General features: G+C 48.3%; 16 protein-coding genes. 5 read left to right on the top strand and 11 right to left on the bottom strand.

Annotated elements, in window-relative coordinates; genetic code table 11:
• Positions 1-449: 449 nt before the first annotated feature.
• From mmoC to EQU24_RS05870, 9 genes are all read right to left on the bottom strand, one after another.
• The gene (mmoC, locus tag EQU24_RS05910) at positions 450-1,487 is read right to left on the bottom strand and encodes an aromatic/alkene monooxygenase hydroxylase FAD-binding subunit MmoC (protein WP_017840374.1); all 1,038 of its coding nucleotides are present in this window, start codon (positions 1,485-1,487) and stop codon (positions 450-452) included.
• A 23-nt stretch (positions 1,488-1,510) separates the two neighbouring features.
• A complete protein-coding gene (mmoD, locus tag EQU24_RS05905) occupies positions 1,511-1,759 on the bottom strand; it encodes a soluble methane monooxygenase-binding protein MmoD (RefSeq protein ID WP_201764852.1) in 249 nt (82 codons plus the stop codon).
• 293 nt (positions 1,760-2,052) lie between these two features.
• Complete coding sequence (gene mmoZ, locus EQU24_RS05900; protein ID WP_017840376.1) at positions 2,053-2,556, bottom strand: aromatic/alkene monooxygenase hydroxylase subunit gamma; 504 nt, start codon at positions 2,554-2,556, stop codon at positions 2,053-2,055.
• 9 nt (positions 2,557-2,565) lie between these two features.
• A complete protein-coding gene (mmoB, locus tag EQU24_RS05895; protein ID WP_017840377.1) occupies positions 2,566-2,991 on the bottom strand; it encodes a methane monooxygenase regulator MmoB in 426 nt (141 codons plus the stop codon).
• Positions 2,992-3,001: 10 nt separating this feature from the next.
• Positions 3,002-4,180 (bottom strand): aromatic/alkene monooxygenase hydroxylase subunit beta, encoded by a 1,179-nt coding sequence (gene mmoY / locus EQU24_RS05890; protein WP_017840378.1) that lies wholly within the window; start codon positions 4,178-4,180, stop codon positions 3,002-3,004.
• 113 nt (positions 4,181-4,293) lie between these two features.
• Positions 4,294-5,871: an aromatic/alkene monooxygenase hydroxylase subunit alpha gene (mmoX, locus tag EQU24_RS05885; protein ID WP_017840379.1), complete on the bottom strand. Its 1,578-nt coding sequence runs from the start codon at positions 5,869-5,871 to the stop codon at positions 4,294-4,296.
• A gap of 715 nt (positions 5,872-6,586) precedes the next feature.
• Complete coding sequence (locus EQU24_RS05880) at positions 6,587-6,838, bottom strand: hypothetical protein (protein ID WP_017840380.1); 252 nt, start codon at positions 6,836-6,838, stop codon at positions 6,587-6,589.
• Positions 6,839-6,973: 135 nt separating this feature from the next.
• Complete coding sequence (locus EQU24_RS05875) at positions 6,974-8,281, bottom strand: c-type cytochrome (RefSeq protein ID WP_017840382.1); 1,308 nt, start codon at positions 8,279-8,281, stop codon at positions 6,974-6,976.
• Positions 8,278-9,747: a c-type cytochrome gene (locus tag EQU24_RS05870; protein WP_017840383.1), complete on the bottom strand. Its 1,470-nt coding sequence runs from the start codon at positions 9,745-9,747 to the stop codon at positions 8,278-8,280. The genes EQU24_RS05875 and EQU24_RS05870 overlap by 4 nt, the downstream gene beginning before the upstream one ends.
• Before the next feature lie 956 nt (positions 9,748-10,703).
• Between EQU24_RS05870 and EQU24_RS05865 the strand changes: the two genes are divergently transcribed.
• The 5 genes from EQU24_RS05865 to EQU24_RS05840 all read left to right on the top strand — a co-directional run bounded on the left by EQU24_RS05865 (position 10,704) and on the right by EQU24_RS05840 (position 22,844).
• On the top strand, positions 10,704-12,362 hold the full coding sequence (locus tag EQU24_RS05865) for a glutamine--tRNA ligase/YqeY domain fusion protein (RefSeq protein ID WP_017840385.1): 1,659 nt from the start codon (positions 10,704-10,706) through the stop codon (positions 12,360-12,362).
• A gap of 700 nt (positions 12,363-13,062) precedes the next feature.
• The gene (locus EQU24_RS05855) at positions 13,063-17,763 is read left to right on the top strand and encodes an EAL domain-containing protein (protein WP_017840387.1); all 4,701 of its coding nucleotides are present in this window, start codon (positions 13,063-13,065) and stop codon (positions 17,761-17,763) included.
• Positions 17,764-18,564: 801 nt separating this feature from the next.
• Positions 18,565-19,983, top strand: coding sequence for an acetyl-CoA carboxylase biotin carboxylase subunit (locus EQU24_RS05850; protein ID WP_017840388.1), 1,419 nt, complete (start codon positions 18,565-18,567; stop codon positions 19,981-19,983).
• Between the two features lie 49 nt (positions 19,984-20,032).
• Complete coding sequence (gene oadA / locus EQU24_RS05845; protein WP_017840389.1) at positions 20,033-21,859, top strand: sodium-extruding oxaloacetate decarboxylase subunit alpha; 1,827 nt, start codon at positions 20,033-20,035, stop codon at positions 21,857-21,859.
• Between the two features lie 4 nt (positions 21,860-21,863).
• Positions 21,864-22,844 carry an L-threonylcarbamoyladenylate synthase gene (locus EQU24_RS05840; protein ID WP_017840390.1) on the top strand — a complete coding sequence of 327 codons (981 nt, stop codon included), beginning with the start codon at positions 21,864-21,866 and terminating at the stop codon, positions 22,842-22,844.
• Between the two features lie 43 nt (positions 22,845-22,887).
• Here the strand turns inward: EQU24_RS05840 and pta are convergent, their stop codons facing one another.
• The gene (gene pta / locus EQU24_RS05835; protein ID WP_017840391.1) at positions 22,888-25,002 is read right to left on the bottom strand and encodes a phosphate acetyltransferase; all 2,115 of its coding nucleotides are present in this window, start codon (positions 25,000-25,002) and stop codon (positions 22,888-22,890) included.
• Between the two features lie 299 nt (positions 25,003-25,301).
• Positions 25,302-26,648, bottom strand: coding sequence for a TolC family outer membrane protein (locus tag EQU24_RS05830; RefSeq protein WP_017840392.1), 1,347 nt, complete (start codon positions 26,646-26,648; stop codon positions 25,302-25,304).
• Positions 26,649-26,802: the final 154 nt, after the last annotated feature.

The raw sequence follows: 26,802 nt of genomic DNA, 5'->3' as shown, positions 1-26,802 counted from the left end.
TATCTTTGCATTCAATTAAAAAAATCGTCCCTAAAGACCGTTTTGCGCCCTACATTGATTCGAACATAGAACAAGGTTATATAGTCAACTTTCCCGTATATCTCGATTTTCCGACCATCACGCACCGGTTATAGCGAGCTTAAACTCCCAATTCCAGCTCAATTGGGCCCAACTGTATCGACCATAAGCGATCCTGATTACGTAGAACATTCAGCCAAATCGACAAAGGCCAAAAGACCCGTCATACCGGCAGGGATTGCCGGTAACCAGTGTACAGGGAACGTACTCATGTGCCTTTAAACTTTGCCTAGTCGCATCCATGCAATCTGCCCCCCGGCAATCCCTGCCTGGGTGACGATTAACAGCATTCATGGGATCTGTTACGTTCCGATTTCAGCTGAAGCTTGTTAGTAATCAGGTGAGCAATTGCTCGATAATTCTTGTGTTTTTCAAGAAATGCTAGGCAAGAATTTTTCCAGATAGACATGCTCCTTCGGAATACCTACTTCGGTACAAACTGCATAAGTCGCATCGACCATACCCGGCGGTCCGCATAAATAAAGATCCGGCTTCGCGCCTGTTTCCACTAAATCCCTTCGAAGAATATCGACCACGCTGCCTTTTTCACCATTCCAGGTATCGGTGGCTTTCCATACGCAACTCCTAACGGTCAAATTCGGCATTTCATCGGCCAAACGATTCAATTCGTCGACATAAAATATTTCATCCTCGGTATTGACGCCGAAATAAATGACGCTTTGCTGAGGTTCCTCCCAGGCTTTCATATGCCTAACCATCGATAATATAGGCGCCAAGCCGGTACCGCCGGCGACAAAGTAACGCGGTGTAAAGCCGTTTTCTTTCAAACCGAATACACCCGAGGGCCCTTTCACATGGACGGTTTGACCAATTTGAGCGTCGTGCATTAAAAATTTGGAAAACTTACCGTCAGGAAGAACACGGATCAGAAATTCCATTAGACCCTCGTTATTTTCCGTATTGGCCGGGGAATAAGAGCGCCAGGTTTCCGTTCCCGGTATTTGCAACTCGTAATACTGACCGGCCGCCAGTTTAATCTGTTGATTCGTGCCGAGCCGTTTTAGACACAATCGATAGACGTTACTGGATATCTGACTGACTTCGGTGATTTCAGTCTCGAAACAAAGATCTTCAGGCGAAAACGAGATACGGTCGTAAGTATAGGGAACTTCAACCTCGATATCGGTTTCCGGATAGCATCGGCAGAGCAAAACCATTCCCTCTTCCTCTTCATCCGGCGGCAGAGCCTGTACACTGACTTTTCCCATTTTATAATCGCCCTCGCTACAAAAACCTTTGCACGTAGCGCAACCGCCTTCCCGGCAAGAAGCCATTAGATAAATATCTTGCCGTAAGGCCGCACTTATCACATCTTCATCGTTCTTGCATTCGAGAAAGACATCTTGTTCATCCTGGGTAATTATTCTGACTTGATGCGCACTAGTCATTTATCAAGTTCTCCAATAGTATTTTAATTTTTTTTGGCTATGGCATAGAAAGACATCACATGATCTACAGCTTCCTTAGCGGATCGCAGCGATAGAGAACAACCTTCCTGTACCAATTCTTTATTGCGGTAGATCGTCCATCGCCACATGCATTCAACATCCTGAGCATAGGCGCTGTAATTTCCATCTTGCAAGAGTAAAATCCGCTCGTCATTGGCATCGTAGGTATCTTTGGGCATTGCCGACTTTTGCTCGAAAAGCTCTGCTTTCATTACTAAAACCTGTCTATAATATTTACATTTTTGATTATTTAGCCTTCTTAATAAATTCACTCCGCTAATCTTCTTTCCGGTATTTGTTAAACTCGTTCGTTCCCAATGATACTGAAGGCCGGTAAGAATAAATCCGAAAATAAGATGGCTATGAGTGGTTTGCCGACTGCGATTTTTTACCACTATTATTGTCCTGTTATTAGTGCCATAGCCCTCAACTCTTAAGCAGACCGGATAACAGAACGCGCATGGCTTAAAAAACCTCAGCCGGCAAACTTCCTATCGCATTATCATTACTGGAGCGTTACTACATTGACTCCGCGTGCCTTACGCAATTCTTCAAGCGGCATGTCGTAGTAATTGGCATTGCGCAGTTCCATCAATTTATTTCCGAGCAAGCGGTCGGTATCTTGAAAGACATTTACCGGCATCAACGGCGGTTTCCATTGTTGGCGGAATTGAATATGAATTTTTTCCGCTTCCCATTTGTCGTTGCACCTATCCATGCTGGCGAGCACTTGATTAGCAACCTGCTGGGCATCGGTGCCATCCGCATTTTTATTGAGGATTTGCGCATCGTTCATTTCCTTATGCTTCAACAAAGCCAGTTTTTGTTCGATTTTCAATTCGATCCAACCCCAATCGAGTTCCAAGTCGAAGCTTTTACGTAGCGGCGTAGTGTATTGTTCGCGAAAATCTTTTAAAAATTGAACGCCTTTAGCCAAGCTACTCAAAGCGCCGATTTTTTTCACCCATTCGTCTCGAACCGGGTTGTCGTGTATTTTGTAATTCGCCATGGTGTTCTCCTATGCTGCTTTCAAATCTTCGAGGTCACGATCAAGACCCATCAATTCCGAAGTTATCGTAAATTTTTCACCGAGCGTATAAGCTCTTCCTATCGTGGACGAAACATCGACCAGAAAGTCGTACACACTGAAAGTCCGTCCTAGAAGCTCAGATACTTCTTCGCAATCCACTTCGATTTTGCCGGTGGCCTTCAGCCACCAATATCCGGCTCTGTCCTCCACGACCAAAGTAGGGTTTTCATCCTTTCGCTCACCTAACAGAATTTCATCGACAACAATATTGATTTCATCGGATTTTTTTAGCACCAGTACCACCTCGTTGCTCTCATGGACAACTTGGTTTTCCTCGGCGAAATATTCATCGGCAAATTCTTTGCCGCTTTTCGCCATGATACCTGCGCCATAGGCGTTTGAACTTAATGACATGCTGTTCTCCTTATTTATAGCCTTTCATGATGTTTTTGATGATTTCAGCTTTGTTGAACTTATAGCTGATCTTGTCGGCGTAATCCGTTTGCCAATCGTCCAGAACCCGCGCAAGCGCCGCCTCGACGGCATCTTTGCTGGTCACGCCGGCGATTTCAGGAATATTTTCAAAAATACCCATGAAATCATGCAACGCTTGAACTGTCCTCGGCAGCCATTTATCAGTCCAGGCACGCAGCATTCTGCGGTTGTAATCGCCAAATTCCGGGTCGTCGCCCAGACAGTAAAAGAACATGTCCGAGGTAATATCTTTGGCTTGATGATAGTAAAGCTGCATTTGGTTGATGAAAAACGGCGTTAAGGTATCGCCGTAATAAGATGATAAGCGTTGGAAAAATTCGCGCCTAACGAACTGACCGAACAATGGATCGTATACCATGTGGCAGGACCACAAGATCTCGTTCCAATCGTAAGTTGCCTGCCAAATGTCTTGAACGGCCTCGCGTGCGCCTTTATAAATTTTTCCTTCGGTCCATTCCCGTTTCGGTATTTCGGTCGATTCCGGAAAACCCGGGAATACTTTGGCAAGGAACGTCCTTTCCAATTGAATCATTTGCGCGTTGTCGACTTTATCTAAGCCGATAAAAGCGATACTCATTCTCAAGGTATCGCCCAGACAATCTCTCGAGGCCGACGAGTGCGCATTGAACAATCCGTATTCGTTAAAGCAATAAGCACCCAAGTAATCGTTAAGAACTTCATCGCGCCATACCGGATCGATCGAGCGACCTTGTCCTTCAGCAGAATAAGCCTCCAGGAAGCGCGACGTGTAACGCCATTCCTCCGCTTTATCTTTTACATACGGCGCATGCCAACGTTTCGCCGGATCCCTGTGCTTATGCCAATCGGTGCTTTGCAGTTCGGTTGTTTCATTACCCCATGAAGGCCGTCCGCCATGAAATTTTTGCGTCCAATCGCCCCAATCCAAACCGCCGGGAATCCAGTCCGGCGTTGGTTGCGAGTAACAGGTTAAAATTTCATATTCGGACAACCGGCGACCGCGTGGTTTAACGAAATAGTTCATTTTACGTTGGGTATCGAGCGGCTGGTCGGGAATTGCGGCCAATATTTCCTTGACCATATCCGGATCGGTCAGACCTCTTTTTCCTTGTTGTACTTGAATCGACATTGATGTGTCTCCAGTTTGTATTTTAATGATTATTAGTTGCATCGACCGAGACGGGGGCTTTCTGTGCACCCGCCTCGTAACTCAAACGGTTCGACTTTTTGAAAAACGCGACCTTAAGCTAACGGATCCTTAAAGACGCAGTTAAGCTTTTTAATATCGTCAAGCGTCCACAATTTTCCGTTTTTATCCGTATGCGGCTGTGCGATCAATGTTTTTCCATCGCTACGCACACCATGACCTTCGGCTATGACTTCGGACAATTCGCGTCCTGCATATTGTTCGAACATGTTTTGGCACTCGTAACGTTCCGGCTCCATCAGCCACATCCGCTCGCCCCAGTCATCACTGAACGAATGTTTTTTGCCGTTCAACTCATGCACTCGCAGGGTGCTGGCGCCTTTGCACAGAGAAGGACAGAACGGAACTTGAGACACGCGATCGATATAGATCTCATGATTGTTTTCGATAAACCACATCAACGGAATAAAGCCGCTGTTCGGATCTTCGCAGCCTCTAGCCCGCCATTCTTGGTAGATTTTTCCATAGTGGTCGTACCAACCCGGATAATTGGCTTCGTACCAATCCATTTCTTCCTGGGTCGGCAAACTCAAACGGAAAAATCCGGTCGGCCATAAGGCATAAGCCAATAAAAACAAGTCGTGATGCGCCCAGTAGGCGTCTTTTTTCGCATCTCTTAAACTACGTGGCGATTCGACGCCGTATTTTCCCAGCCGTCCGATCCAAATACCGCCCCAATCTTCATAAACCCAACGATTCCAAGTTTTTACCCACGGCTCGACTTTGAACTTACTGCCGTATTCGAACAACATACCCAATACCGGGGTAAAGTATTTTTGTTGGGTCCAGAACGCATTATTCAAATCGGTATTCAAATACTTCGAAGCCGCTTCGTCGTTAGCGATCGACACGACGGTTTGATAACCGTTAGCCATATGCCGTAATTCGTCGGTTTCGATCGATAAAAATACGGTCGGCGTGATTTCGTCGCCGTTGGCAGCCGCCCATTCGGTGATCGCAACAATCAACGGATTGGTAAAACAGGCTTCACCGACAAGTTGCAGATTGATCGAACATTCGACCGCATCGCCGGAAATAAATCCGTCCGAAAACACCCGTTTCATACCTTTCCACAGAGGACCGATCGTCCGGGTTCTGCGAGCGTCGTTGTGACCGGCAGGGTCGTGGAAGTGTTTGGTATAGTAATAATTGACGTAACCGCATTGATTGGTATGGCGTATTTCATCCAACACCTGCGCTAGATAACCGTTTTTTTGTTCGGGTGCCGTTGCCGAGTCCCACAGCATGCCGGTCGCGGCAATCGCATTGTATTCGCCGACTTCCAAAAAATTGGAGGCGACTTTCATGGTTTCGCCCCATTTAGGATGAATCCGGTTACCGGCATCCAGCCGGGTCAATGCATCCTGCAAACTACCGAATTGACGCTCGTCCTTGACCGATTCCATGCGGGCATATTCTTTGGCGATCAGCTTGAATTGCTCCTTGGTATCATTCGCCATATGGTACTTTGTAGGGTATTTCGAGCGGTTTTTTTCGAAATCCCATGAAAAACTTTGCAACCAACGATGTACTTCTTGAGCACCGACACTGACCGGTGCTCGATTAATTTTTAAAGCGTCGGTTGCCGCTTTTGTTGCAGCACTTATTGCCATTTGACTTCTCCTGTGTGTTAGTTACCGAAAAAATGAGTTCTTGTTGCAACGTGAGGTTGTTATTCGTTTGCAGACTCATTCACCAAAGGAAATGCATAGACCATGCCAACATAGCTTAATTTTGTATTACCGCTTATTTACAGATACTTACATCGATAAAACCTCTGCTGAAGAAGACATCTACAGTGTTGATGGCGTCTTATATATAAACAGTGTTCAATTTCTAAACGTATAGAAAATCACAAGGCTAAGCTCCACTCGACAACACGCCACCGTTTCAAAATGAGGGCAGGACATGAATTCTATAAACATAGTAACGCTCATGAAGGCTCGGCCATCGCCCCTGCCAATGAAAGATTAACCGCGTAGCCAGAATGGAGCGTAACGCGTCCCGGGACTTTCGAAGCCCCGCCCTTCCCGTATTCCGCTTGCGCTGTATACGGGCTACGCATTTTGGCTTCGCTGGAAGCGGTCGATAGCGATACAGCATGGGAATCTGTGCTAAGTAAGTGTCCAAAATTTATTTCCCGATTTGGCTAGTATCAGGTAACGCTGGAAGAAGTGTGCGCGGCATGGACGCCGCGCCCAAGCCTATAGGGATATATTCAGGGCGTCTTCCGGAAGCGTTACCTGATACTGGCCGATAAAACCGGGTAATTATTTTGAAACAATTACTAAGTTTGGTGCGGATGGACTGAAGACTTACAACGGTATTTTATTCTTCTCCGCTGTTGAATAACGACAATAAGCGGTCGATTTTTTCTTCGATGCGTTGCACGGACCGCTTCAACTCCTTCACTTCGTGTCGCTGTTTGGCCGTATTTTCATGTATATATTCGAAATGAACCTGAAAATATTTAGGTAAAGGAAAATCACGTTTATCGTTACTACGATGTTGAGTCGGCGATTTAAAATCTGCGGCGCCTGAATTTTCTCGTATATTCGATGTGAATGGCAAAATTGTCATGAATGTAGAGCCTGAAGGGTTAAAATGTCGGTAAAAATCGCGCGCATCGAATTTCGGATTGACCCGAAATTCGATAAATGAAAACCATAGCCCCGTTCGTCCGACATTTCCTTAAACGAGAGACTATATGCCTGCCTATTCTTCGCGAGCCAGCACGTAGCGGGCAATCGCTTGTAGTTGATTGTCGCTTAAATGAGAAAAACCGGGCATTTTCATGCTCTCCGGACGTTTTTTTCCCGGCGACCGAGTCCATCGAACAAAGCCTTCCGGATCATTGGCATAAATGGTTTTAATTTCAGGAATGGCCGGCCCGACAGTCGGCAATTCCGAATGATGACACGCTGCGCAATACTGCTGAAAATCGCCCTCGCCGGATTGACTTACCGCAGGCTTCATTCGTTCAATATAGTCCGCATCTTGCTTTGCCTGTAGGGCAGCAGCCCGGTAATTCGTCGTTTTTAACGCTATCGCCATATTATGGTCGGTCAAAGAATTAACCCGGTATTCATGGCGCGCATAGGCCATAATCAAAATCGAAATAGCAAACAAGCCCACAACTTTGTTAAAGTGTTTAAAGGCGTTCCTCGCTTGCTCGTTAAGGTCCCGCCAAATCAACCAGACAGCCGGTATAGCGGGCACGCCCCCTATAAATAACCAAATTGTAACCGTCCAGCTCATTCCTTCGGCGGGCAAGGTGATCCATGCAAGCATACCCGTCAATACCTGGACCAGCACCGCGCCTAAAGCGAATGAATAAAAGAATCGGCGAACATCGAGAATGCGCAGCGTGTTGACGGGCGCCTCCAAGGCAAAAGCACGCCGTCCCGTCAACCAAACCAAAAATAAAGAACTGATCAATACCGCTGCCGATAAGAAATGCAAATAACGAGGCAAGACATTGGGCAACAGCATGGCCGAGAAAAAGCCTTTGACCTCCGGCCAGCGCTCCGGAAATAACATTAAGTTGACGTTGGTCATGAAAATTAAAGGCACCAGCAAAAAAATCGTCGTTTCAAGGAACGCGATGCCGATATGCATTACCTTGAAATCGACAAAACGGTTCCACCAAAACTTGTGCGCATAAGCTGCCAAAAAAGCAATGGTCACCAGTGGAATCACCGCCATCCATACATCGCCCATCAAGGCGCTAGAAGCGTAAAATTGAGGCGCATACAACGTGTTGATAATCAGCAACGGAGCCACCCCCATTACGACAGCCAAGCTTTTGTTCACGGTAATACTGCGCATGATGTAATTGGCCAGCCGGTCGTAATCGGGTACATCTAAACCTTTAACCTGACACACCAAACTAAACAGCGAACCGCCCACCATCAAATGCACGAAAATGATATGTACAACAAAAGAAACGATCAACAAGATTTCCAATAAGCCTTCCGAGGCTGGTAAAGGCAAAGGTATATCGCGTGGAATCGGTGCATTCATTTATTTTCTCCAGGTAGGAAGCGTGATAAATCGGGTAATTGTCCGTACCGTGTCGATCCGGAGATACTATCGGGCCTTGGAATTCCGGTAATTTGAGCACCATGATACGGTTCCGTATTGATTTGCAGGGAGGCCAGATATGCCGCCAAGGCTTTGAGTTCGGTGTCGTTGCCCGGAAAGGGCGGCATGAAATAACGAGCGCCATGCATATTTTCCAAATAGGCGGCAATGACGTCCGCTTCCCAAGGCCGGTCTCCGTACATGCGGCGTAATTGATAGTCGATCCCGTTGACGCCCCTAACGGTATGACAACGCGTGCAGGCAAGAGCGAATATATCTTTGCCTGCCTGCAATCGATTGTCCTCACCGATCTCCCGGTTTGCGGCATAAGTAGCATGCTGAAGGATGCCGTCGCGCTTCAACAACGGGTATTCATCCACGCGTATGCCATTAGCATACATATATTGTCCAATTATAAAGGGTTTGCGAATAAACTCGCGAACACGTTCAAATTGCCCTAGCACGGCAAACAGTATCAATGTCGACACCCCATAGCGGTACAGACTTATTTCACCGGGGCGCTTGATGCTTCCCCGCAATACAATGCCGACATAAATCAGGCCCAGCACCATTAACCATTTGAGACTGTTATGCCAATTTACATATTCTTGTGTGGTAATAGCTACAGGAATACTGTCTAACATGTAAAGTGGCACTACCCGATAATACCAAATAGCGGCAACGACCAAAACCATCAGCCAGATACCTGACCAAAGCGATGTCAATTTAACTGCGGCTTTTTTAAATTGGATTTCACCATGGGTGTAAGCGCGGCGCTGAAAAAGACAAATCAAGCATAAGACAACACTTCCGCCCATCACCATCGCCAATGCGGTTCGAAAGGCCAATTGAGGCAAATACATCGGATTGAACAAACCCGAAAGCAACGTTTTATCGCTTAGCCAATTACCAGGATCCATCATAAAGCCGAGAATCGCCACGATAATTGCCATCGTTATCCAAGAAAAGACCGCTAGGAATATACCTAACCGGCAATGCAGCCATTTGCTTCGGGCATCGGTTTTCGATTTTTTCCAAGTTAAAAAGTACAATAAAATCAAACTGACTTCACTGACGAAAACGATCCATTCCGCGAACCATCCCCAGAAGAAAACCCGTATCAGGCTCCCTATCGCAGCAGGATTGACCAACGCCGCCGAAAACCAAATGCCCACGCCAGTTAGAGCGCCAACTGTAGTCGTCAATATGAATATGACTTTTAAAATGCGAAATGCCAGCATATCCCACTGCTGATTCATGGTCTTTATCCCTTTATATTCGAACAAAGCCACAAGCGGCAAAGCACCAATCGCAAAAGCGTGATTTATAATGACATGCAAAATCGCATCGAAAGCAATCAGCATTCGATTACCTAAAAAGTCAATATGAAAAATTGGAAAATCCATTGATTACCTCTAAATGTAGGCCGGTTCTTAACTGAAATTGCTGTTACCGGCTTAAATAATCGGCTTAACCCATCCTTAAATAATTGCCAACCATAGATTATCGATATCCCGACATAATTTATTCTTATGGCACTGCATTTGTTAAAGCAGGGTTAAAATGTTTATCGTGTAGTTTTTACGTTCTTGTTACCTACTGCATTCTTACTGAATAATCGTTCAATTTTGTCAAGTATGGTGATGCCTCTATCAAGGAAAGCCATGATCCCATCCTCTCCTGGGGGTCTTGACGGCAGTTCGAACGCCAAGGTTGGCGTGCAACCGACATCCTCGCTAGGCATACTTCACATTTTCTCGTTCTTAAACGGTTTTTCGGCCAAAAGGGAGTAAAAAACCGCTGGTCCCGAAGAAAGATTGTGCAAAGCTCCGGCCACTCGGTCATTTTTATCGACAACAATTAACGTGCCATTATGCCTGTCATTCAAGCCGCGTATGGTCAATTGTCCCGGCGACTTTCTAAGTCTTGAAAGATAAGGTTTTAATGAGTCAGATCGAATCATGCTGAATTAAAACCTTCCATCGCCCCCCCCCTAAATCTTGAAGCTTGAACGTCCAATAAATTTACACTGTCGAAAAAATAGACAAGATGAATTCAGTGCCGAGCAATCGAATACCTTCCTCTATCGCTTATATTTGTATTATTTAATCAATTCGCAACATTTTCAGATCATCTTTAAGTGTCCGGATTTCGTCATTAAGAATCCCGCCATCGCTCCTTAACCGGATAAGCAGACATTAAAAACATCTCGATAGGTCGCTGCTTTACGGATATCGCGAATTGCAGTAGTATTGCCGGGCATTTCATCCCTTGTGATCTTTGTATTTTTATATTTTCGACCGGGCACCAGTAGATAATTTCTTACCGGTATTAACGTTTTCCATCATTCATTGACCGACTCATGTCAACAAACGAAACGCTGCCTTCCAATTTCATTCGCCAGATCATTAATAGCGATCTGAAACAAAACAAAAACGACGGCAAAGTCGCCACGCGGTTTCCTCCGGAACCGAACGGCTATTTGCACATCGGTCATGCCAAATCGATTTGCTTGAATTTCGGCATCGCGGGTGAGTATCAGGGCACCTGCAACCTTCGTTTCGACGATACGAATCCCGAAAAAGAAAGCGTCGAATACATGGAAGCGATCGAACGCGACGTGAGTTGGCTAGGCTTTCAATGGCACGAACTTCGCCATGCCTCCGATTATTTCGAACAGCTTTACGATTACGCCGTCGAGTTGATTCAAAAAGGCTTGGCCTATGTCGATAGCTCGACACCCGAACAAATGCGTCAGCATCGGGGCACGCTGACCGAACCCGGCAAGGAAAGCCCGGACCGCAACCGACCTATCGAAGAAAACTTGGACTTGTTCACGCGCATGCGCGCTGGCGAATTTGCCGACGGGCAATACGTCTTGCGGGCGAAGATCGACATGGCTTCGCCGAACATCAACATGCGCGACCCGGTCATTTACCGAATTCGCCGCGTACATCATCACCGCACCGGCAACCAATGGTGCGTTTATCCGATGTACGACTATACGCATTGTATTTCCGACGCGATCGAAGGCATCACGCATTCGCTGTGCACGCTCGAATTCGAAGACCATCGACCGCTCTATGACTGGGTACTCGACAACATTACGATTCCCTGCCATCCGCAGCAAATCGAATTCGCGCGACTGCAACTCGAATACAGCATCGTCAGTAAGCGTAAACTGAATCAACTGGTCATCGAAAAACATGTCGGCGGCTGGGACGATCCGCGCATGCCGACGCTCGCCGGCCTGCGCCGCGCGGGCGTGACGCCGGCCGCGATCCGCGACTTTTGCGAACGCATCGGCATCACCAAAAAAGATTCGTGGATTGAAATGGCCGTTCTGGAAAACTGTATCCGCGAAGATTTGAATGAAAATGCCCCGCGCGCGATGGCGGTGCTAAGCCCGTTGAAGCTGATCATCGATAACTATCCGGACGACAAAGTCGAAGCGCTCGAGCTCGGCAATCATCCGCAAAAACCGGAACTCGGAACGCGTAAAGTCGAGTTCAGCAAGGTTTTATATATCGAACAGGACGATTTCGCCGAAAATCCGCCGCCTAAGTACAAACGCCTAGTCGAAGGCGGCGAAGTTCGTCTACGCGGCGCCTACGTGATCCGGTGCGACCGCATCGTCAAAGACGAAAACGGATCAATCATAGAGCTGCATTGCAGTTACGATCCGGACACATTAGGTAAAAATCCGGAAGGTCGTAAAGTCAAGGGCGTGATTCATTGGGTCAGCGAACGCCATTCCGTACCTGCTGAAATACGCTTGTACGATAGGCTATTCAGCCAGCCGAATCCCGATTCGCTCGATAACTTTCTGGACGCTTTGAATCCGGATTCGCTGGAAATACTAACCGAATCGCGCGTCGAGTCGAGCCTTACCGATGCGCCGCCTGAAAGCCGTTTCCAATTTGAACGCATGGGTTATTTCTGCCTTGATGCGATAGACAGCACTCCCGGCAAGCCGGTCTTCAACCGAACCGTTACGCTACGAGATACCTGGGGAAAATAAATACCTAGTTCAACCGTTGAACCTAAAAAGAGCAGTTGAGAGCCTCAAACTACCGTTCGCCCTGAGCCCGTCGAAGGGTCAACGGTAGTTTGAGGCTTCACCACGACGGTGAAAGTGTTGTAGACCCTTCATGCTTCGACTTAGCTCAGCACGAACGGTCTACAACACATGTCAACTGCTCTTTTTACTGTGAAAGTTCGTAGATATAGACTCTTTATCTAATTTTTCGATATACGGAGCTCGTCAGAGAAAATGCCGGTTCCGGAGAGGGTGCGGTTGCTCGACCGACAGGCGTCGGCGGGCACTGCCGAAATTTGAAGTGCGAAAGGTATAAAAGCCGCAAGCCACATAAATCATTGCTTTCAAAAAAGCGCATTTTGAGGTTGAATAAGATCAAACGCATACTTTTTAACATCTTGAATTTAAATAAATTCCAAATTAATAATCGCTGCTATACTGCTCTATCGAAATTCAAATGTCAGCATTAGCGCATGGAAGCGCCTGGGTGTTCGCAAAGGTCCTGACGTCATGAATGCTGAGCATTCACGTCGTTCTTTGACGGGTACCCCAGCGCCGAAATTTGACTATCAAATGGGATAAATCCCATCATCACCCCACTGACTGTATGCCCCTTGACTTCAATCAAACCCCCTTCGGTACTAGCCTTCGTCGATGGGCGCCTCAATTACTGACCGGCCTAATGCTTATTATCGGAGTCGGCACTACCGCTTTTTTTTGGCAACACGCACGCGAGGAGAACTCGGATAGTCTAGGCACCGCCTTCGAATTATCGGCAAATCAAATTACCCAAATTATCGGCAACAGGATCGATATCTATATAGTCCTCATGAAAGGGGTCAAAGGCTTTTTTGAGGGTTCGGACGACGTCACTTTAGAGGAATTCCGCGACTATGTGAGCGCGCTGCAAATCCACAAAAACTTGCCCGGCATTCAGGCAGTAGGACTGGTGATACCTGTCGCGCATGCCGACAAAAACCGGCATATCGCCGAAATTCGGCAACAAAACATACCGAACTACCAAATCAAACCGGGTGGCGATCGAGAACAATACGCCCCCATTACCCGTCTCGAACCCTCGACAGCAGAAAACCGGAAAGCCTTGGGATTCGATGCCTACACCGTGCCCGCCGCACGAGAAGCCTTGCAACGGTCGCGCGACACCGGCGAAGTCATCATGACTTCAAGAGTTATTCTCGTACAAGATGACGATAAAACCGATACATACGCCTTTGTGATGTATTTACCTATCTATAAACTCGATTCGATAAGCGACCGGCAATCGGCCATTTCGGCCTGGGTCGACGTCCCTTTTCGTATCAACGATCTGATGGTCGGATTACGCGAAGAACTCAACCCGACTATCGAACTCGAAATTCATGACGGAGAGCCCCTATCGAATCAGACGCGGATATATCACTCGAGTGACTTAGCCGCGGATCGGCTATCCGGCAACCGCAGACTGGAAACACGACGTCAAATCAATATCGCAGGTCGGCAATGGACCTTGCTAATGCGCACCACTCCGGCTTTCGAAGCCGGCATCGCCCAACATAACCCTGCATTGATCGCTAAGACCGGTATAGCGCTGACACTGTTACTCGGCATACTAACTTGGCAACTTGCCAAAAACCACAAAAGCACTAAACAGCGTTACCGGCAACTCTTCGATCAATCGAGCGACGGCTTACTGGTGATGCGCCGAGCCGACCATGGCTTCATCGACGCCAACCCTTCCGCATTAAGACTGCTGGGTTATCGCCATGAAGAACTGTTGCACCTGCAGTTACAAGACATCCTGACTCACGATGAATTGCCGAAATCGACTCCCTGCGCCGATAAAATCATGTCCGATACGGCGCATGCTGAAGAATGGACTTGTCTGCGTAAGGACGGCTCCGAGTTTACAGCTGAGGTCTGTGTTCACAAACTTGATGCCCGGCATTGTTTCGCGATCTTACGCGACTTGACAGAACGCAAAAAGGCCGAGCAACGCATCGAACGCTTGACACAGCTCTACCAAGCACTTAGCGAAATTAATCAAGCCATCGTGCGCACGGGAAACCAGGTCGATTTATTCCAATTAGCCTGTCGATGTGCGGTTGAGCGTGGCGGCATGGCGCTTGCCTGGGTAGGTCAACTCGACAGAATGGACTCCCGAATCAAATCCGTCGCCGCATTCGGCGAGGGAATAGAATATCTTAAAGATCTGACATTATCTTCCGACCCTTCAATTCCTGAAGGCCGCGGCCCCACGGGCACGGCCTTACGTGAAAACCGCGCTATCATAGTTAGTGACTATATCAATGATCCGATGACTCAATACTGGCAGGATAGGGCCAAACGATTCGGCTGGGCTTCGGGTGCCGCATTCCCTATTCAACGTAACGGCGAAGCCTTTGCGATACTGACGGTTTACCACGACCAACGGGGCGCCTTTGATGATGAAGTCGTGAGTTTGCTCAATGAAATCGCCATCGACATCGGCTTTGCTCTGGACAATGTCGACCGAGAAAATCAGCGGCTAAAACTACAACAAGAATTGTCTAGCTATTATCAGCACATTACACATATCATCGATGTGAACCCGGCCATCATTTATGCGCTAAAAGCACAATCTCTTGATGAGAACGATTTCGTGATCGATTTTATCAGCGTAACCGCGCGGAACATGACCGGCTATCCACTTGAAGAATGGCACGCACCCGGATTCTGGATCACTCATGTTCATCCGAATGATCGACAACTCGCATTACAAGCCCAGCAGCGCTTACTGAAACAAGGCAGAATTAATTACCAATACCGATTCTTGCATGCCGACGGTCATTATTGTTGGATTCACGATCAATCGATCCTACATCGGGATAATACCGGACAACCTTTGGAAATCATCGGCACCTGGCTAGACATCACCGAACAAAAACAGGCTGAAGAGAGGGCTCATGAACAAGCACGTCTGCTAGCCGAGTCGCAAGCTATCGCTCATGTCGGCAGTTGGGTTATCGAGATACCGAACAATCGAGTCATTTGGACCGAAGAATCCTATCGGTTATTTGGTCTTTCTTCGGGAAAAGACCCGTTCACCCTCGATTACTTTCTTCACCTGCTGAATCCCGCCGATATCGAAACGATGCAAACCTGGATAGCGGACTGCTTAGCCGGAAAACAGCCCGAAGGCATCGAATTCAGAACACGTCCGATAAAAGGCAGATGCCGCTGGATATTCGGAACAGGCGAACTCGAAACCAAAGAAAACGGCGAACCACTGCGCATTATCGGTACCCTTCAAGACACCACAGAACGCAAAATTGCCGAAAACGCTTTACGGGATAGCGAAGCGCGCTATCGTCAACTTTTTGCGGCCAATCCTTTGCCGATGTGGGTCTACGATCTCGACAGTTTGGCATTCCTTGCCGTCAATGATGCAGCAGTTATACAGTACGGTTATAGCCGAGAAGAATTTCTAAGCATGACGATAGCGGACATTCGCCCTGTCGAAGACCTCGAGGAACTATACGAGAATATCCGGCAAACCGCTCTAACCATGGATCAATACAACGAAGCATCCATTTGGAGACATCGCAAGAAGGACGGCTCCCTAATCTGGGCCGAGATAACCGGCCACACGCTAACATTCGAAAACCGCAATGCCGAAATCATTCTTGCCCACGACGTTACTGCGCGCATCAATGCGGAACAACAATTACGGCTCCATGCACAAGTCTTTCAATCCAGCCAAGAAGGCATCATCATCACCGACGCCGAAAACAACATTATTTCGGCTAATCCCACCTATATCGAACTCAGCGGATACACAGAAGAGGAAGCGCTCGGCAAGAATCCCCGTCTGATCTCGTCAGGTTTACAAGATAAGTCATTCTACGAAAACATCTGGCAGGAAATCCATCAACGCGGACATTGGCAAGGCGAAGTCATCAATCGCCGCAAAAATGGCGATCTGTATCCACAGTGGCTTTCGATCACTGTGATTCGTAATCCGCAAGGCCGAATCACTCATCATATCGGCATCATGAGCGACCTGACCGAACACAAAGCGGCCGAGGAGCGCATCCAATTTCTGAGTCATTTCGACATATTGACTCAATTACCTAACCGTAGTCTGCTCCGCGATAGAACCGAACTAGCAATAACCGGCGCCAAACGAGCGAATGCCCGCATTGCATTGATGTTTATCGATCTCGACCGCTTCAAAATCATTAACGATTCGCTAGGCCCCACTATCGGCGACCGGTTACTGGTGGAAATTACCGCTCGACTGGTCGATCATTTACATCCTAACGATACGTTATGCCGACAAGGCGGCGATGAGTTCATTTTATTGATGCCGAACACCGATACCGAAAGCGTCGCCCACGTCGCTCAAACCATTCTACAACTGATCGCCCAACCGTTTGTTATCGAAGATCATCGTTTGACACTGACGGCCAGTATCGGCATTGCCGAATTCCCCCAAGACGGAAACAATTTCGAACAGTTGTCGCAAGCCGCCGACGCCGCCTTATTCCGCGCCAAGGGGACCGGTCGCAATAATTTTCAATTTTTTACACGACAATTGCACGAACAAGCCAACCGGTTATTACAAATCGAAAATGAACTGCATCTAGCCCTTGAGCGAAATGAACTGCTGCTCTATTATCAACCGCAGGTAGATGCGAAAACTTCGACGATTATCGGTTGCGAAGCATTGGTTCGCTGGCAACATCCCGAAAAAGGCATGATTCCACCGGGACAGTTTATCCCTATCGCCGAAGAAAGCGGCTTGATCTTGAAAATAGACGACTGGGTGCTAAAAACCGCAATTCGCCAAATCGTCTCGTGGCAGGCTGAAGGCCTGCCCGTCGTTCCTGTTTCTGTTAATCTGTCGGGACTGCAATTTCAACAAGCGTCACTCTATGAAACAGTCGCCCAACTATTACAGATGAATCGGCTCGACCCGGCAATGCTGGAACTCGAATTAACCGAGGGTATAGCAATGGACAATTCCGAACGCACGATCAGCCTACTCCGTCGATTTCATCAGCTCGGCATCTCACTTTCGATCGACGATTTCGGAACCGGTTATTCGTCGCTCGCTTATCTCAAACGTTTCCAAATAGACAAGCTTAAAATCGATCAATCGTTCGTACGCGAGCTGGGCCGCGACCCGGAAGACGAAGCAATCGTCAGTGCCATCATCGGCATGGCCAAAAGCCTGGGTTTCAAAACCATCGCCGAGGGCGTAGAAACACGCGATCAATTGGAATTTTTACTCCATAATCAATGCGATCAAATTCAAGGCTATTATTTCAGCAAACCGCTACCGGCAAACGAGTTCGCCGAACGACTGCGCAGCAATGATTTATACATCGGTCAAACTAGATAAGCAGCAATTCCCAGTTTGAGCAGTTTCGCCGACTTTAGGGTGTGGGGTATGCCTGTCGAGAAACGCCGTAAACCCATCCATGAGGGCTTGGCGGCAGCTAAGCGCCAAGGATGGCGTGAATGCAGATTGTGCAAGAGCAAAAATCTGTCCCGCTGCCGACATTCTCGCCAAGCATACCCACACCCTTTTTGATCTCCCAATTGGATATTGCCGCAAGATAAGTCATTCAAGCACATGCCCTTTACCTGTCAAATTCCGATGCGGGTATACCTTTCGCACTTCAAATTTCGGCAGCGCCCATTGGCGGGCGCCCCGGTGCCGAATTTTGATCTACGATAGGTATAAATAAATCTCTGATCTATACCGATCGCATATTTCGGCACGAGCATTTGGAGGCGCCGAAACTTAATGTCATAGAAGTATGACTTTATTGCGTTTTACAACCTGATATAATAATTACTTAAATATTTCGATAAATTTCTTTAAGATATACCTTTCGCAATTAAAATTTCGGCGATGCTTAGCGCCGGAGTGATCGGTCCCTCACTTAATGCTAGGTGAGAGACCAGCATGGATGCTGGCATAGAGCCTACATGGAAGTATTCACTCAGCACCTAAATTGCATAGCCATTGACCATGGTTAATAGCCTTAGATAATTAGGTGCTGGGTTCACAGAGTCCTTCGACGGTCACCCCCCGGTGCCGAATTTTGATCTACGATGGGTATATAAGCCTGCATATTCCTGTAAAATCCTTTTCCAGCCATCAATTCCCATCCTAATTTCGGGGTACGTCTAACCTATGTTACGTAAAATACTGATTGCCAACCGCGGCGAAATCGCCGTACGCATCATTCGCGCCTGCGCCGAAATGGGCATTCGCTCCGTCGCTATTTATTCGGAAGCCGACCGCTTCGCCCTTCACGTTAAAAAAGCCGACGAATCCTATTGTATCGGCAGCGAACCGATGTCCGGTTATCTCAATATTTATGCTTTGGTGAATCTGGCGGCAGCGACAGGCTGCGATGCCATTCACCCGGGCTACGGCTTTTTGTCCGAAAATGCCTTATTCGCGAAAGCCTGCAAGGAACGAGGCTTGATCTTCATCGGTCCCGATGCGGAAGTCATACATCGTATGGGCGATAAAACCGAAGCACGCAAAGCGATGGTTGCAGCCGGCATTCCGGTCACTCCTGGCTCGAGCGGCAATCTCGAATCGGTTGAAGAGGCATTAGAGATGGCCGAATCAATCGGTTATCCGATTATGCTGAAAGCGACTTCCGGCGGCGGCGGCCGTGGCATACGTCGCTGCGACAATGCCGAAGAACTGCAGCGCAATTACAGCCGCGTAATCTCAGAGGCTACCAAAGCCTTCGGCAGCGCCGACGTGTTTCTTGAAAAATGTATTGTTAACCCGAAGCATATCGAAGTACAAGTACTGGCCGATCACCACGGCAATGCGATACACCTCTACGAACGCGATTGCTCGATTCAGCGCCGCAATCAAAAACTGATCGAAATTGCGCCGTCGCCGCAACTCGACGAAGCGCAACGCCAGTACATCGGCGGCTTAGCCGTGATCGCGGCAAAATCGGTCGGCTATACCAATGCCGGTACCGTCGAATTTCTGCTCGACGATAACGACCGCTTTTATTTCATGGAAATGAATACGCGCGTTCAGGTCGAACACACGATCACCGAAACCGTGACCGGCGTCGATATCGTCGAGGAGCAAATCCGTATCGCAGCCGGTTTGCCGTTGCGTTTTAAACAGCACGAAATCGTTCGTCGCGGTTATGCCATCCAGTTTCGCGTCAATGCCGAAGACCCGAAGAACAGTTTTCTACCGAGCTTCGGCAAGATTACACGTTATTACGCGCCGGGCGGGCCGGGCGTACGCACCGACACCGCGATTTACACCGGCTACGAAATTCCGCCGTATTACGATTCGATGGTCGCGAAGGTCATCGTTAATGCGCTGACTTGGGAGGACGCGATTCAACGCGGTGAGCGAGCGCTCAAAGACATGGGCTTATTCGGCATTAAAACGACGATTCCGTATTATCTACAGATCCTGAAACACCCCGAGTTCCGCACGGCCTGTTTCAATACCGGTTTCGTCGAACAGCACGGCGAACTCGTCAATTATTCTAACAAGCCGCGCCCCGAAGTGCTCGCGAGTGTCATCGCTGCGGCGATGGCCTCACATACCGGCTTGTGATTTCCTGATTCAAAAAACCGACTGCCGACAAGATTCAATAGGATACAAAATGCCAAAAGTTCATATTACCGATGTGATATTGCGCGACGCCCACCAATCGCTGATCGCGACACGACTACGCACCGAAGACATGCTCCCTGCATGTGAAATGCTCGACAATATCGGCTACTGGTCGCTCGAATGTTGGGGCGGCGCGACTTTCGACGCATGCCTGAGATTCCTAAAAGAAGACCCGTGGGAACGTCTCAATAAACTGAAAGCCGCGCTACCGAACACGCGCCTGCAAATGCTGCTAAGGGGGCAAAATCTGCTCGGTTACCGCCACTATTCGGACGATGTCGTTAAGGCCTTCATCGAACGAGCCGCCGCGAACGGAATGGACGTCTTTCGCATTTTCGATGCGTTGAACGACGTACGCAATCTGCAAACCGCCATAGAAGCCGCCAAGGCGACCGGTAAACATGCACAGGGGACGCTATGTTACACGACCAGTCCCGTGCATGATGTAAACAGTTTCGTGACATTAGCCAAGGAGTTGTCCTTGATGGGCTGCGACTCGATCGCGATCAAGGACATGGCCGGCTTGCTAACGCCCTACGCAGCTTCGGAACTGGTCAAAGCACTGAAAGACACGATCGACTTACCGTTGCATCTACACACACACGCCACTTCCGGACTCGCCGAAATGTGTCAAATCAAAGCCGTCGAAGCCGGCTGCGAGCACATCGACACCGCACTGTCGTCCTGGTCCGGCGGCACGAGCCATCCGCCTACCGAAAGCCTGGTCACGGCGTTGAAAGGCACCGATTACGATACCGGTCTCGACCTCGACAAACTGCAAACCGTCAACAACTACTTCGCCGAAGTGCGCAAGAAATACCGCCGCTTCGAGAGCGAATTCACCGGTATCGACACACGCGTACACGTCTTTCAGGTGCCGGGAGGCATGATCTCGAATCTCGCGAACCAATTGCGCGAACGCAATGCACTGGACCGAATCCAGGAAGTTTACAAAGAAATTCCCGAAGTTCGTAAAGATCTGGGCTATCCGCCGCTGGTCACGCCGACATCGCAAATTGTTGGCACGCAAGCCGTATTGAACGTATTGACCGGTAAACGCTATGAAACGATCACCAACGAGGTCAAACGTTACCTGCAAGGCGGCTATGGCAAGGCACCGGCCCCGGTCAACGAGAACCTACAAAATAGAGCCATCGGCAAGGAAGAGCCGATCGACTGCCGACCGGCCGACTTACTCAAGCCCGAGTTCGAGCATTTACGTACCGAAATCGGCCATTTGGCGTTGAATGACGAGGACGTGCTCAGCTATGCGATGTTCCCGGAAGTCGGCAAACAGTTTCTCGAGCAGCGTTCGAACGACAATTTGGTTCCCGAACCGTTGGAAATTGAAACTCAGGCAACCGATGCCGTGCAAAAAGCGCCGACCGAATTCAATGTCGCGCTCCACGGCGAAGCCTATCATGTCAAAGTGACCGGTGCCGGACCCAAAAACCAAAGTCTTCGCCATTTCTATTTCATGGTCGACGGCGTGCCGGAAGAAATCGTCGTGGAAACACTCGACGAAATCGTCCTGGACGGCGGCACGCAGGGTGCGGTAAAAAGCACGATTTCAAGTAAACGCCGCAGGCCATCCTCGGAAGGCGATGTCACAGTCAGCATGCCTTGTAACATTCTCGAAGTCTTGGTTAAAGTCGGCCAATCAGTCACAGCCGGTCAAGCTGTTTTGATTACCGAGGCGATGAAGATGGAAACGGAAATCACCGCACCGATCTCGGGTACCGTAAAAGCCGTGCATGTCGTCAAAGGCGAACCGGCCAATCCGGATGAAGTGTTGGTAGAAATCGAGGCCGCATAAGAAAATGACTGAAACGGTTTTTGCCGACGATGCCGCAATCGCTAAAGCGGTTGAATTGTTGAATCAAGGCCGTTTAGTCGCCTTCCCAACCGAAACGGTTTACGGTCTCGGCGCCGACGCCGGCAATGCCGAGGCCGTAACCGGCATATTCAAGGCCAAAGGCCGTCCGGCCGATCATCCTCTGATCGTTCATATCGCAAACCCCGCCCAGTTATCGGACTGGGCAAGCACGGTGCCGGCAACGGCTCAATGCCTGGCGAAACGCTTCTGGCCGGGACCGCTAACCTTAATCTTGAAGAAACGTCCCGAAGTGCCGAATACAGTCACCGGCGGACAAGACACGGTAGGCCTGAGAATTCCCGATAACCCGGTTGCCTTGCGACTCTTGCGAGCATTCGGCGGCGGCATTGCCGCACCTTCAGCCAATCGATTCAAGCGCGTCAGCCCAACGCAAGCCTCGCATGTCGCCGAAGAACTTGACGGATTGGTCGATTTGATTTTGGACGGCGGACCTTGCCGAGTCGGCGTCGAATCGACCATCATCGATTTAAGCGGAGCAAGCCCCTTGCTGTTAAGGCCCGGCAGCATCACTAAAGCCGAAATCGAACAGGAACTGCAATGCGAATTGACCGTGATAAGCACTACGAGCAACGATACGCCCCGTGCGCCCGGACAAATGGCCGTGCATTACGCGCCAACAACCCCGACTCGTTTGTGCCCTTCCGAGCAACTTAACGAAACGATTAGGCAATTGTCCGAACAAGGAAATAAAATCGGTTTACTGGCATTTCGCTTCGAACCGAACTTATCGATGACTATCATTCATTTACCTGAAACTGCCGAAGCTTATGCACAAGGTTTGTACGCAGCCCTACGCGAACTGGATCGCCTAGGATTGGACGTCATTCTGGTCGAACAACCCCCAGAATCCAATGAATGGCATGCAATCAACGACCGTTTGAAAAAAGCGGCTGCGGCATTTTAGTCTTGGCCACACTGCTACGGAAAAGTCCTTAATGGCAGTAATTCTAAGCCCCTGGTTTTCGTTCAGTTTCTTGGGCCTGGATCGCTGTTATCACAACGGTATTGACGATATCGTTTACGGTACAGCCTCGGCTTAAATCGTTGACCGGTTTATTCAAGCCTTGCAAAATAGGCCCGATGGCAATCGCTCCGGACGAGCGCTGAACTGCTTTATAAGTATTGTTGCCGGTATTTAGATCGGGAAAAATAAATACGTTCGCTTGCCCTGCCACCTCGCTGTCCGGCATTTTGGTCTTGGCAACACGGCTATCGATCGCCGCATCGTATTGAATCGGCCCTTCCAGTTTCAATTCCGGTTTCAATCGTTTAGCCAATTCGACTGCCGACCTAACCTTATCGACCGCCTCGCCTTTTCCGGACTCGCCGGTTGAATAAGAAAGCATCGCAACGCGTGGCGTGATATTGAACATACTCGCGGTTTGCGCGGAACTAATCGCAATATCGGCTAATTGTCTGGAATTAGGATTCGGATTGACCGCGCAATCCCCATAAACCAGCACCCGGTCTTCCAAGCACATGAAAAAAACGCTAGAGACGATCGATGTTCCCGGTTTGGTTTTGATGATTTCAAAGGCCGGCCTGATCGTATGCTGGGTCGTATGTATTGACCCGGAAACCATTCCGTCGGCAAGATTATGGTGTACCATCATCGTCCCGAAAAAACTGACATCTGTCATAAGATCAAACGCCAATTCGTAATGAACGCCCTTATGCTTGCGTAACTCGAAATAAGTTTCGGCAAATTTCTGACGCAGTTCGGAAGTCATCGGATCGATAATCTCGATGTCTTCTAATTGCAAAGCCATCGCAGCGATTTTTTGCTTGATCGTTTCTTCATTACCTAGCAGCGTCAACTTGACGGCTCCCCTAAGGAAAAGAATTTCGGCCGCTCTTAAAATGCGTTCTTCCCCGCCTTCCGGCAATACAATGTGTTGCGGATTGGCTTTGGCGCGCTGCAAAATTTCATATTCGAACATGATCGGCGTCACGCGCGGCGTTTTGCGCGTAAACAGGCGCTGCTGCAGCTCCTGCATGTTGATATTGTCTTCGACCAAACTCAAGGCCGTGGCGATCTTGCGTTCGTTATTGGAATTTAAACGCGCATGCACTCGAGTAACATTCATCGCTGTCGTGAAGGTGTCGGTGGCGACGCCTAAAACAGCAAACGGCAAAGCACCCAATCCTTCGATTAAATATTGCACCTGCGGCGCGGGCTCTTGCTCTCCGGTCAGCAATAAACCGGCAATTTGCGGATAACTTTTCGAATGATAAGCCATCAAACAAGCCAGAATGATATCCGAACGATCCCCGGGCGTAATGATCAAATCGCCTTTCTCAATGTAGTCGAGAAAATCCGAAACTAACATCGCCGCAACCTTGTAGTTATAAACTTCAAGGTTGAGCGTTTCGAAATCATGCGATAAAAACTTTGCATTCAACGACCTGGCAATATCGCCCATACTGGGCTTTTCCAGTGACGGTTCGGAGGGTACGACATAAACAGGAAAGTTGGATTGCGGATCGTGTCCGAATTGGTCTCTAAGTTCGCCAACCTGAGCCGCCGGAACACTGTTGATCACCGTTGCCAACAGGACAGCATTTTTTTCCTGAATATCATGTCGGAGCCCGGCCAAAGCATCGATTATTTGTTCATTGGATCGATTGCCTCCTTGAATAATTGGCATCAACAGACAATCTAAATTGTTCGCGACATCGGCATTAAAATCGAACTCAAAAATCGACTCGCCGCTTTTATAATCGGAACCGACACAAATCACATGATCCGATTGAATTTTTAAGCTTCGGTATTTAGCGAGAATCAGTTTTATTAAATCGTCATAACGATCATGAGCCAATAGGCGCCGAGCTTCCTCATCGGTGCATCCGTACATCGATTCGTACGGCCACTCGAGCTGATAACGATAGGTTACCAGTTCAATCAAGTCGTCCTTTTCCTCTCCTGCATGAATAATAGGCCGAAAAAAACCGATCTTTTGGGCAAGTCCGGAAAACATTTCGATCATGGCCAACATGATCACCGATTTACCGCTGCCCTGCTCGGCACCGGTTATATAAATATTTTTAGAAACTTGGGACATTTTTGTTTAAAGAATCAATTATGGAGAAAGAATTATTTCTGGTTCCCACGGTCCTCCGTGGGAACCCATACCTTGGTTTGTCGAGGCAAGACCGGTATGCATCCCAAGCAGGGGCGGTAGGAATGATGAAAGAGGCTGAATGATGTCAATAGTCTTTAGGGTTTCGCAATAAAAACATACTTCCTGAAACTATGAGCTTTGTAGTGACTTCAGCAACTCATACAAGGCGTTATCGTTTTGCCATATTTTGCAAGCAATTGTATTTTTTGGGCTCTGCCATGCCCGGGTTTATCATAAGACTAATGCGACAGTAGCGAGTTAATATATTCCAAATCATTTTCGCTCAGACTGCTGGCTGCTTGTTTCAGGCGAATACTGTTGATCAGATAATCGTAACGGGAGCGCGCATGATCTCGTTTTGCACGATAAAGGTTTCTTTGTTCGGCTAATATTTCCACCATGGTTCGAGTACCGACATCTAAACCGGCCTCGGTTGCTTCCAACGCACTCTCCGCCGACTTAACGGCCGATTGCAATGCGCCGACGCGACTGATACTGGCATTCACGCCTCGGTAGGCATTGTTCACCTGACGTATCACGGCGCGCTTTGCCGCGATCAGATTTTGTTTGGCCGCCTCAAACTCTTGCCTTGCTTGCCGGGTACGCGAATTCACCGCACCGCCTTCGAATAGCGGCACATTCAATTGCAAACCGATGCTTTGCGTGTCGCCGCGAAAACCGAAAGTACTGGTATTATCCGACACGCCATAGGAACCGACGATATCTAATTGCGGCAGATGACCGCTGTTTTGCAAATCGACGGCCTTCCTGGCAAACTCTGCCTGATTGAATGCCGAAATGATAGAAAAGTTGCCGTTTAGCGCCGCATCGCTCCATGCCTTCATTTCATTGGGCTCAGGGACAATCAACGGCAACTCTTTTCCTATGGGACTAAGCTCCTCGTCAAATTCGCCGATGATTTCACGCAAAGCTTCCTTTTGATTATCGAGGTTATTATCCGCTTCGATTTCATTAGCTAAGGCTAAGTCATGAGCAGCCTTCGCTTCATAAACATCGGTGATCGCAATCAAACCGACTTCGAAACGCTGCTGAGCTTGTTCCAGTTGACGAGCAATCGCATTTTTTTCGGCAACCGCAAAGTCTAGACCGTCCTGCGCAGACAACACGTTGAAATAAGCCTCGGTGATTTTGACCATTAAGTTCTGTAGTTCCGCTAAATATTCGGCTTCGGTCTGAGCAATTTGATTATCCGACTGGCTTAATTGAATCCAGTGATCCCAATGAAAAACCGGCTGCACAAAATTAAGGCTAAAAGTGTTATTCCAAAACTCTTGATTAGTCTGCGGACCTCGAAAATCGAAACCGGCACCGGCTTTTTTGTTGTGAAGCCATTCCCGGCTACTAGCCCCGGTAGCCGAAAGACTGGGCAACAAACGAGCAATTCCTTGATCCTTGGATTCCGCGTTGGCATACTGCCGTGCAAGCGCTTGCTTTAATATCGGATCGTTTTCAAGTGCTTGCGTATAAACCTCAACAAGATCTTGCGCAAAGGACTGACTTTGAATAAGTAAAGCAAATAGCCCTACGACGGCGCTTTTAAAAAAATAAAGCTTGCTACTATTCATTTATGGATGAACCCGGTTTAAACATATTAATTCGACCCATGTCTCCATCCTGGAACACAGTAGGTGTTAATTCTAACACCTACACCCTAAAAAATTTCGTTACTATTTTATTTTCTCAACGACTGATTATAGGAATTATCCGTAACCAATAATA

It is taken from the genome of Methylotuvimicrobium buryatense (genome assembly GCF_005931095.1).
In the GTDB taxonomy this organism is placed as follows: domain Bacteria; phylum Pseudomonadota; class Gammaproteobacteria; order Methylococcales; family Methylomonadaceae; genus Methylotuvimicrobium; species Methylotuvimicrobium buryatense.
The sequence above is the reverse complement of the archived record's forward strand: the minus strand, read 5'-3'. Positions and strand labels throughout refer to the sequence as shown.

What these genes read in the sequence shown, in the direction of transcription:
- mmoX (WP_017840379.1), bottom strand. Translation starts at nt 5,871, where the DNA reads ATGGCAATAAGTGCTGCAACAAAAGCGGCAACCGACGCTTTAAAAATT.
- EQU24_RS05830 (WP_017840392.1), bottom strand. Translation starts at nt 26,648, where the DNA reads ATGAATAGTAGCAAGCTTTATTTTTTTAAAAGCGCCGTCGTAGGGCTA.
- mmoD (WP_201764852.1), bottom strand. Translation starts at nt 1,759, where the DNA reads ATGAAAGCAGAGCTTTTCGAGCAAAAGTCGGCAATGCCCAAAGATACC.
- EQU24_RS05880 (WP_017840380.1), bottom strand. Translation starts at nt 6,838, where the DNA reads ATGACAATTTTGCCATTCACATCGAATATACGAGAAAATTCAGGCGCC.
- pta (WP_017840391.1), bottom strand. Translation starts at nt 25,002, where the DNA reads ATGTCCCAAGTTTCTAAAAATATTTATATAACCGGTGCCGAGCAGGGC.
- EQU24_RS05875 (WP_017840382.1), bottom strand. Translation starts at nt 8,281, where the DNA reads ATGAATGCACCGATTCCACGCGATATACCTTTGCCTTTACCAGCCTCG.
- mmoC (WP_017840374.1), bottom strand. Translation starts at nt 1,487, where the DNA reads ATGACTAGTGCGCATCAAGTCAGAATAATTACCCAGGATGAACAAGAT.
- mmoZ (WP_017840376.1), bottom strand. Translation starts at nt 2,556, where the DNA reads ATGGCGAATTACAAAATACACGACAACCCGGTTCGAGACGAATGGGTG.
- mmoY (WP_017840378.1), bottom strand. Translation starts at nt 4,180, where the DNA reads ATGTCGATTCAAGTACAACAAGGAAAAAGAGGTCTGACCGATCCGGAT.
- oadA (WP_017840389.1), top strand. Translation starts at nt 20,033, where the DNA reads ATGCCAAAAGTTCATATTACCGATGTGATATTGCGCGACGCCCACCAA.
- EQU24_RS05870 (WP_017840383.1), bottom strand. Translation starts at nt 9,747, where the DNA reads ATGGATTTTCCAATTTTTCATATTGACTTTTTAGGTAATCGAATGCTG.
- EQU24_RS05850 (WP_017840388.1), top strand. Translation starts at nt 18,565, where the DNA reads ATGTTACGTAAAATACTGATTGCCAACCGCGGCGAAATCGCCGTACGC.
- mmoB (WP_017840377.1), bottom strand. Translation starts at nt 2,991, where the DNA reads ATGTCATTAAGTTCAAACGCCTATGGCGCAGGTATCATGGCGAAAAGC.
- EQU24_RS05840 (WP_017840390.1), top strand. Translation starts at nt 21,864, where the DNA reads ATGACTGAAACGGTTTTTGCCGACGATGCCGCAATCGCTAAAGCGGTT.
- EQU24_RS05865 (WP_017840385.1), top strand. Translation starts at nt 10,704, where the DNA reads ATGTCAACAAACGAAACGCTGCCTTCCAATTTCATTCGCCAGATCATT.
- EQU24_RS05855 (WP_017840387.1), top strand. Translation starts at nt 13,063, where the DNA reads ATGCTTATTATCGGAGTCGGCACTACCGCTTTTTTTTGGCAACACGCA.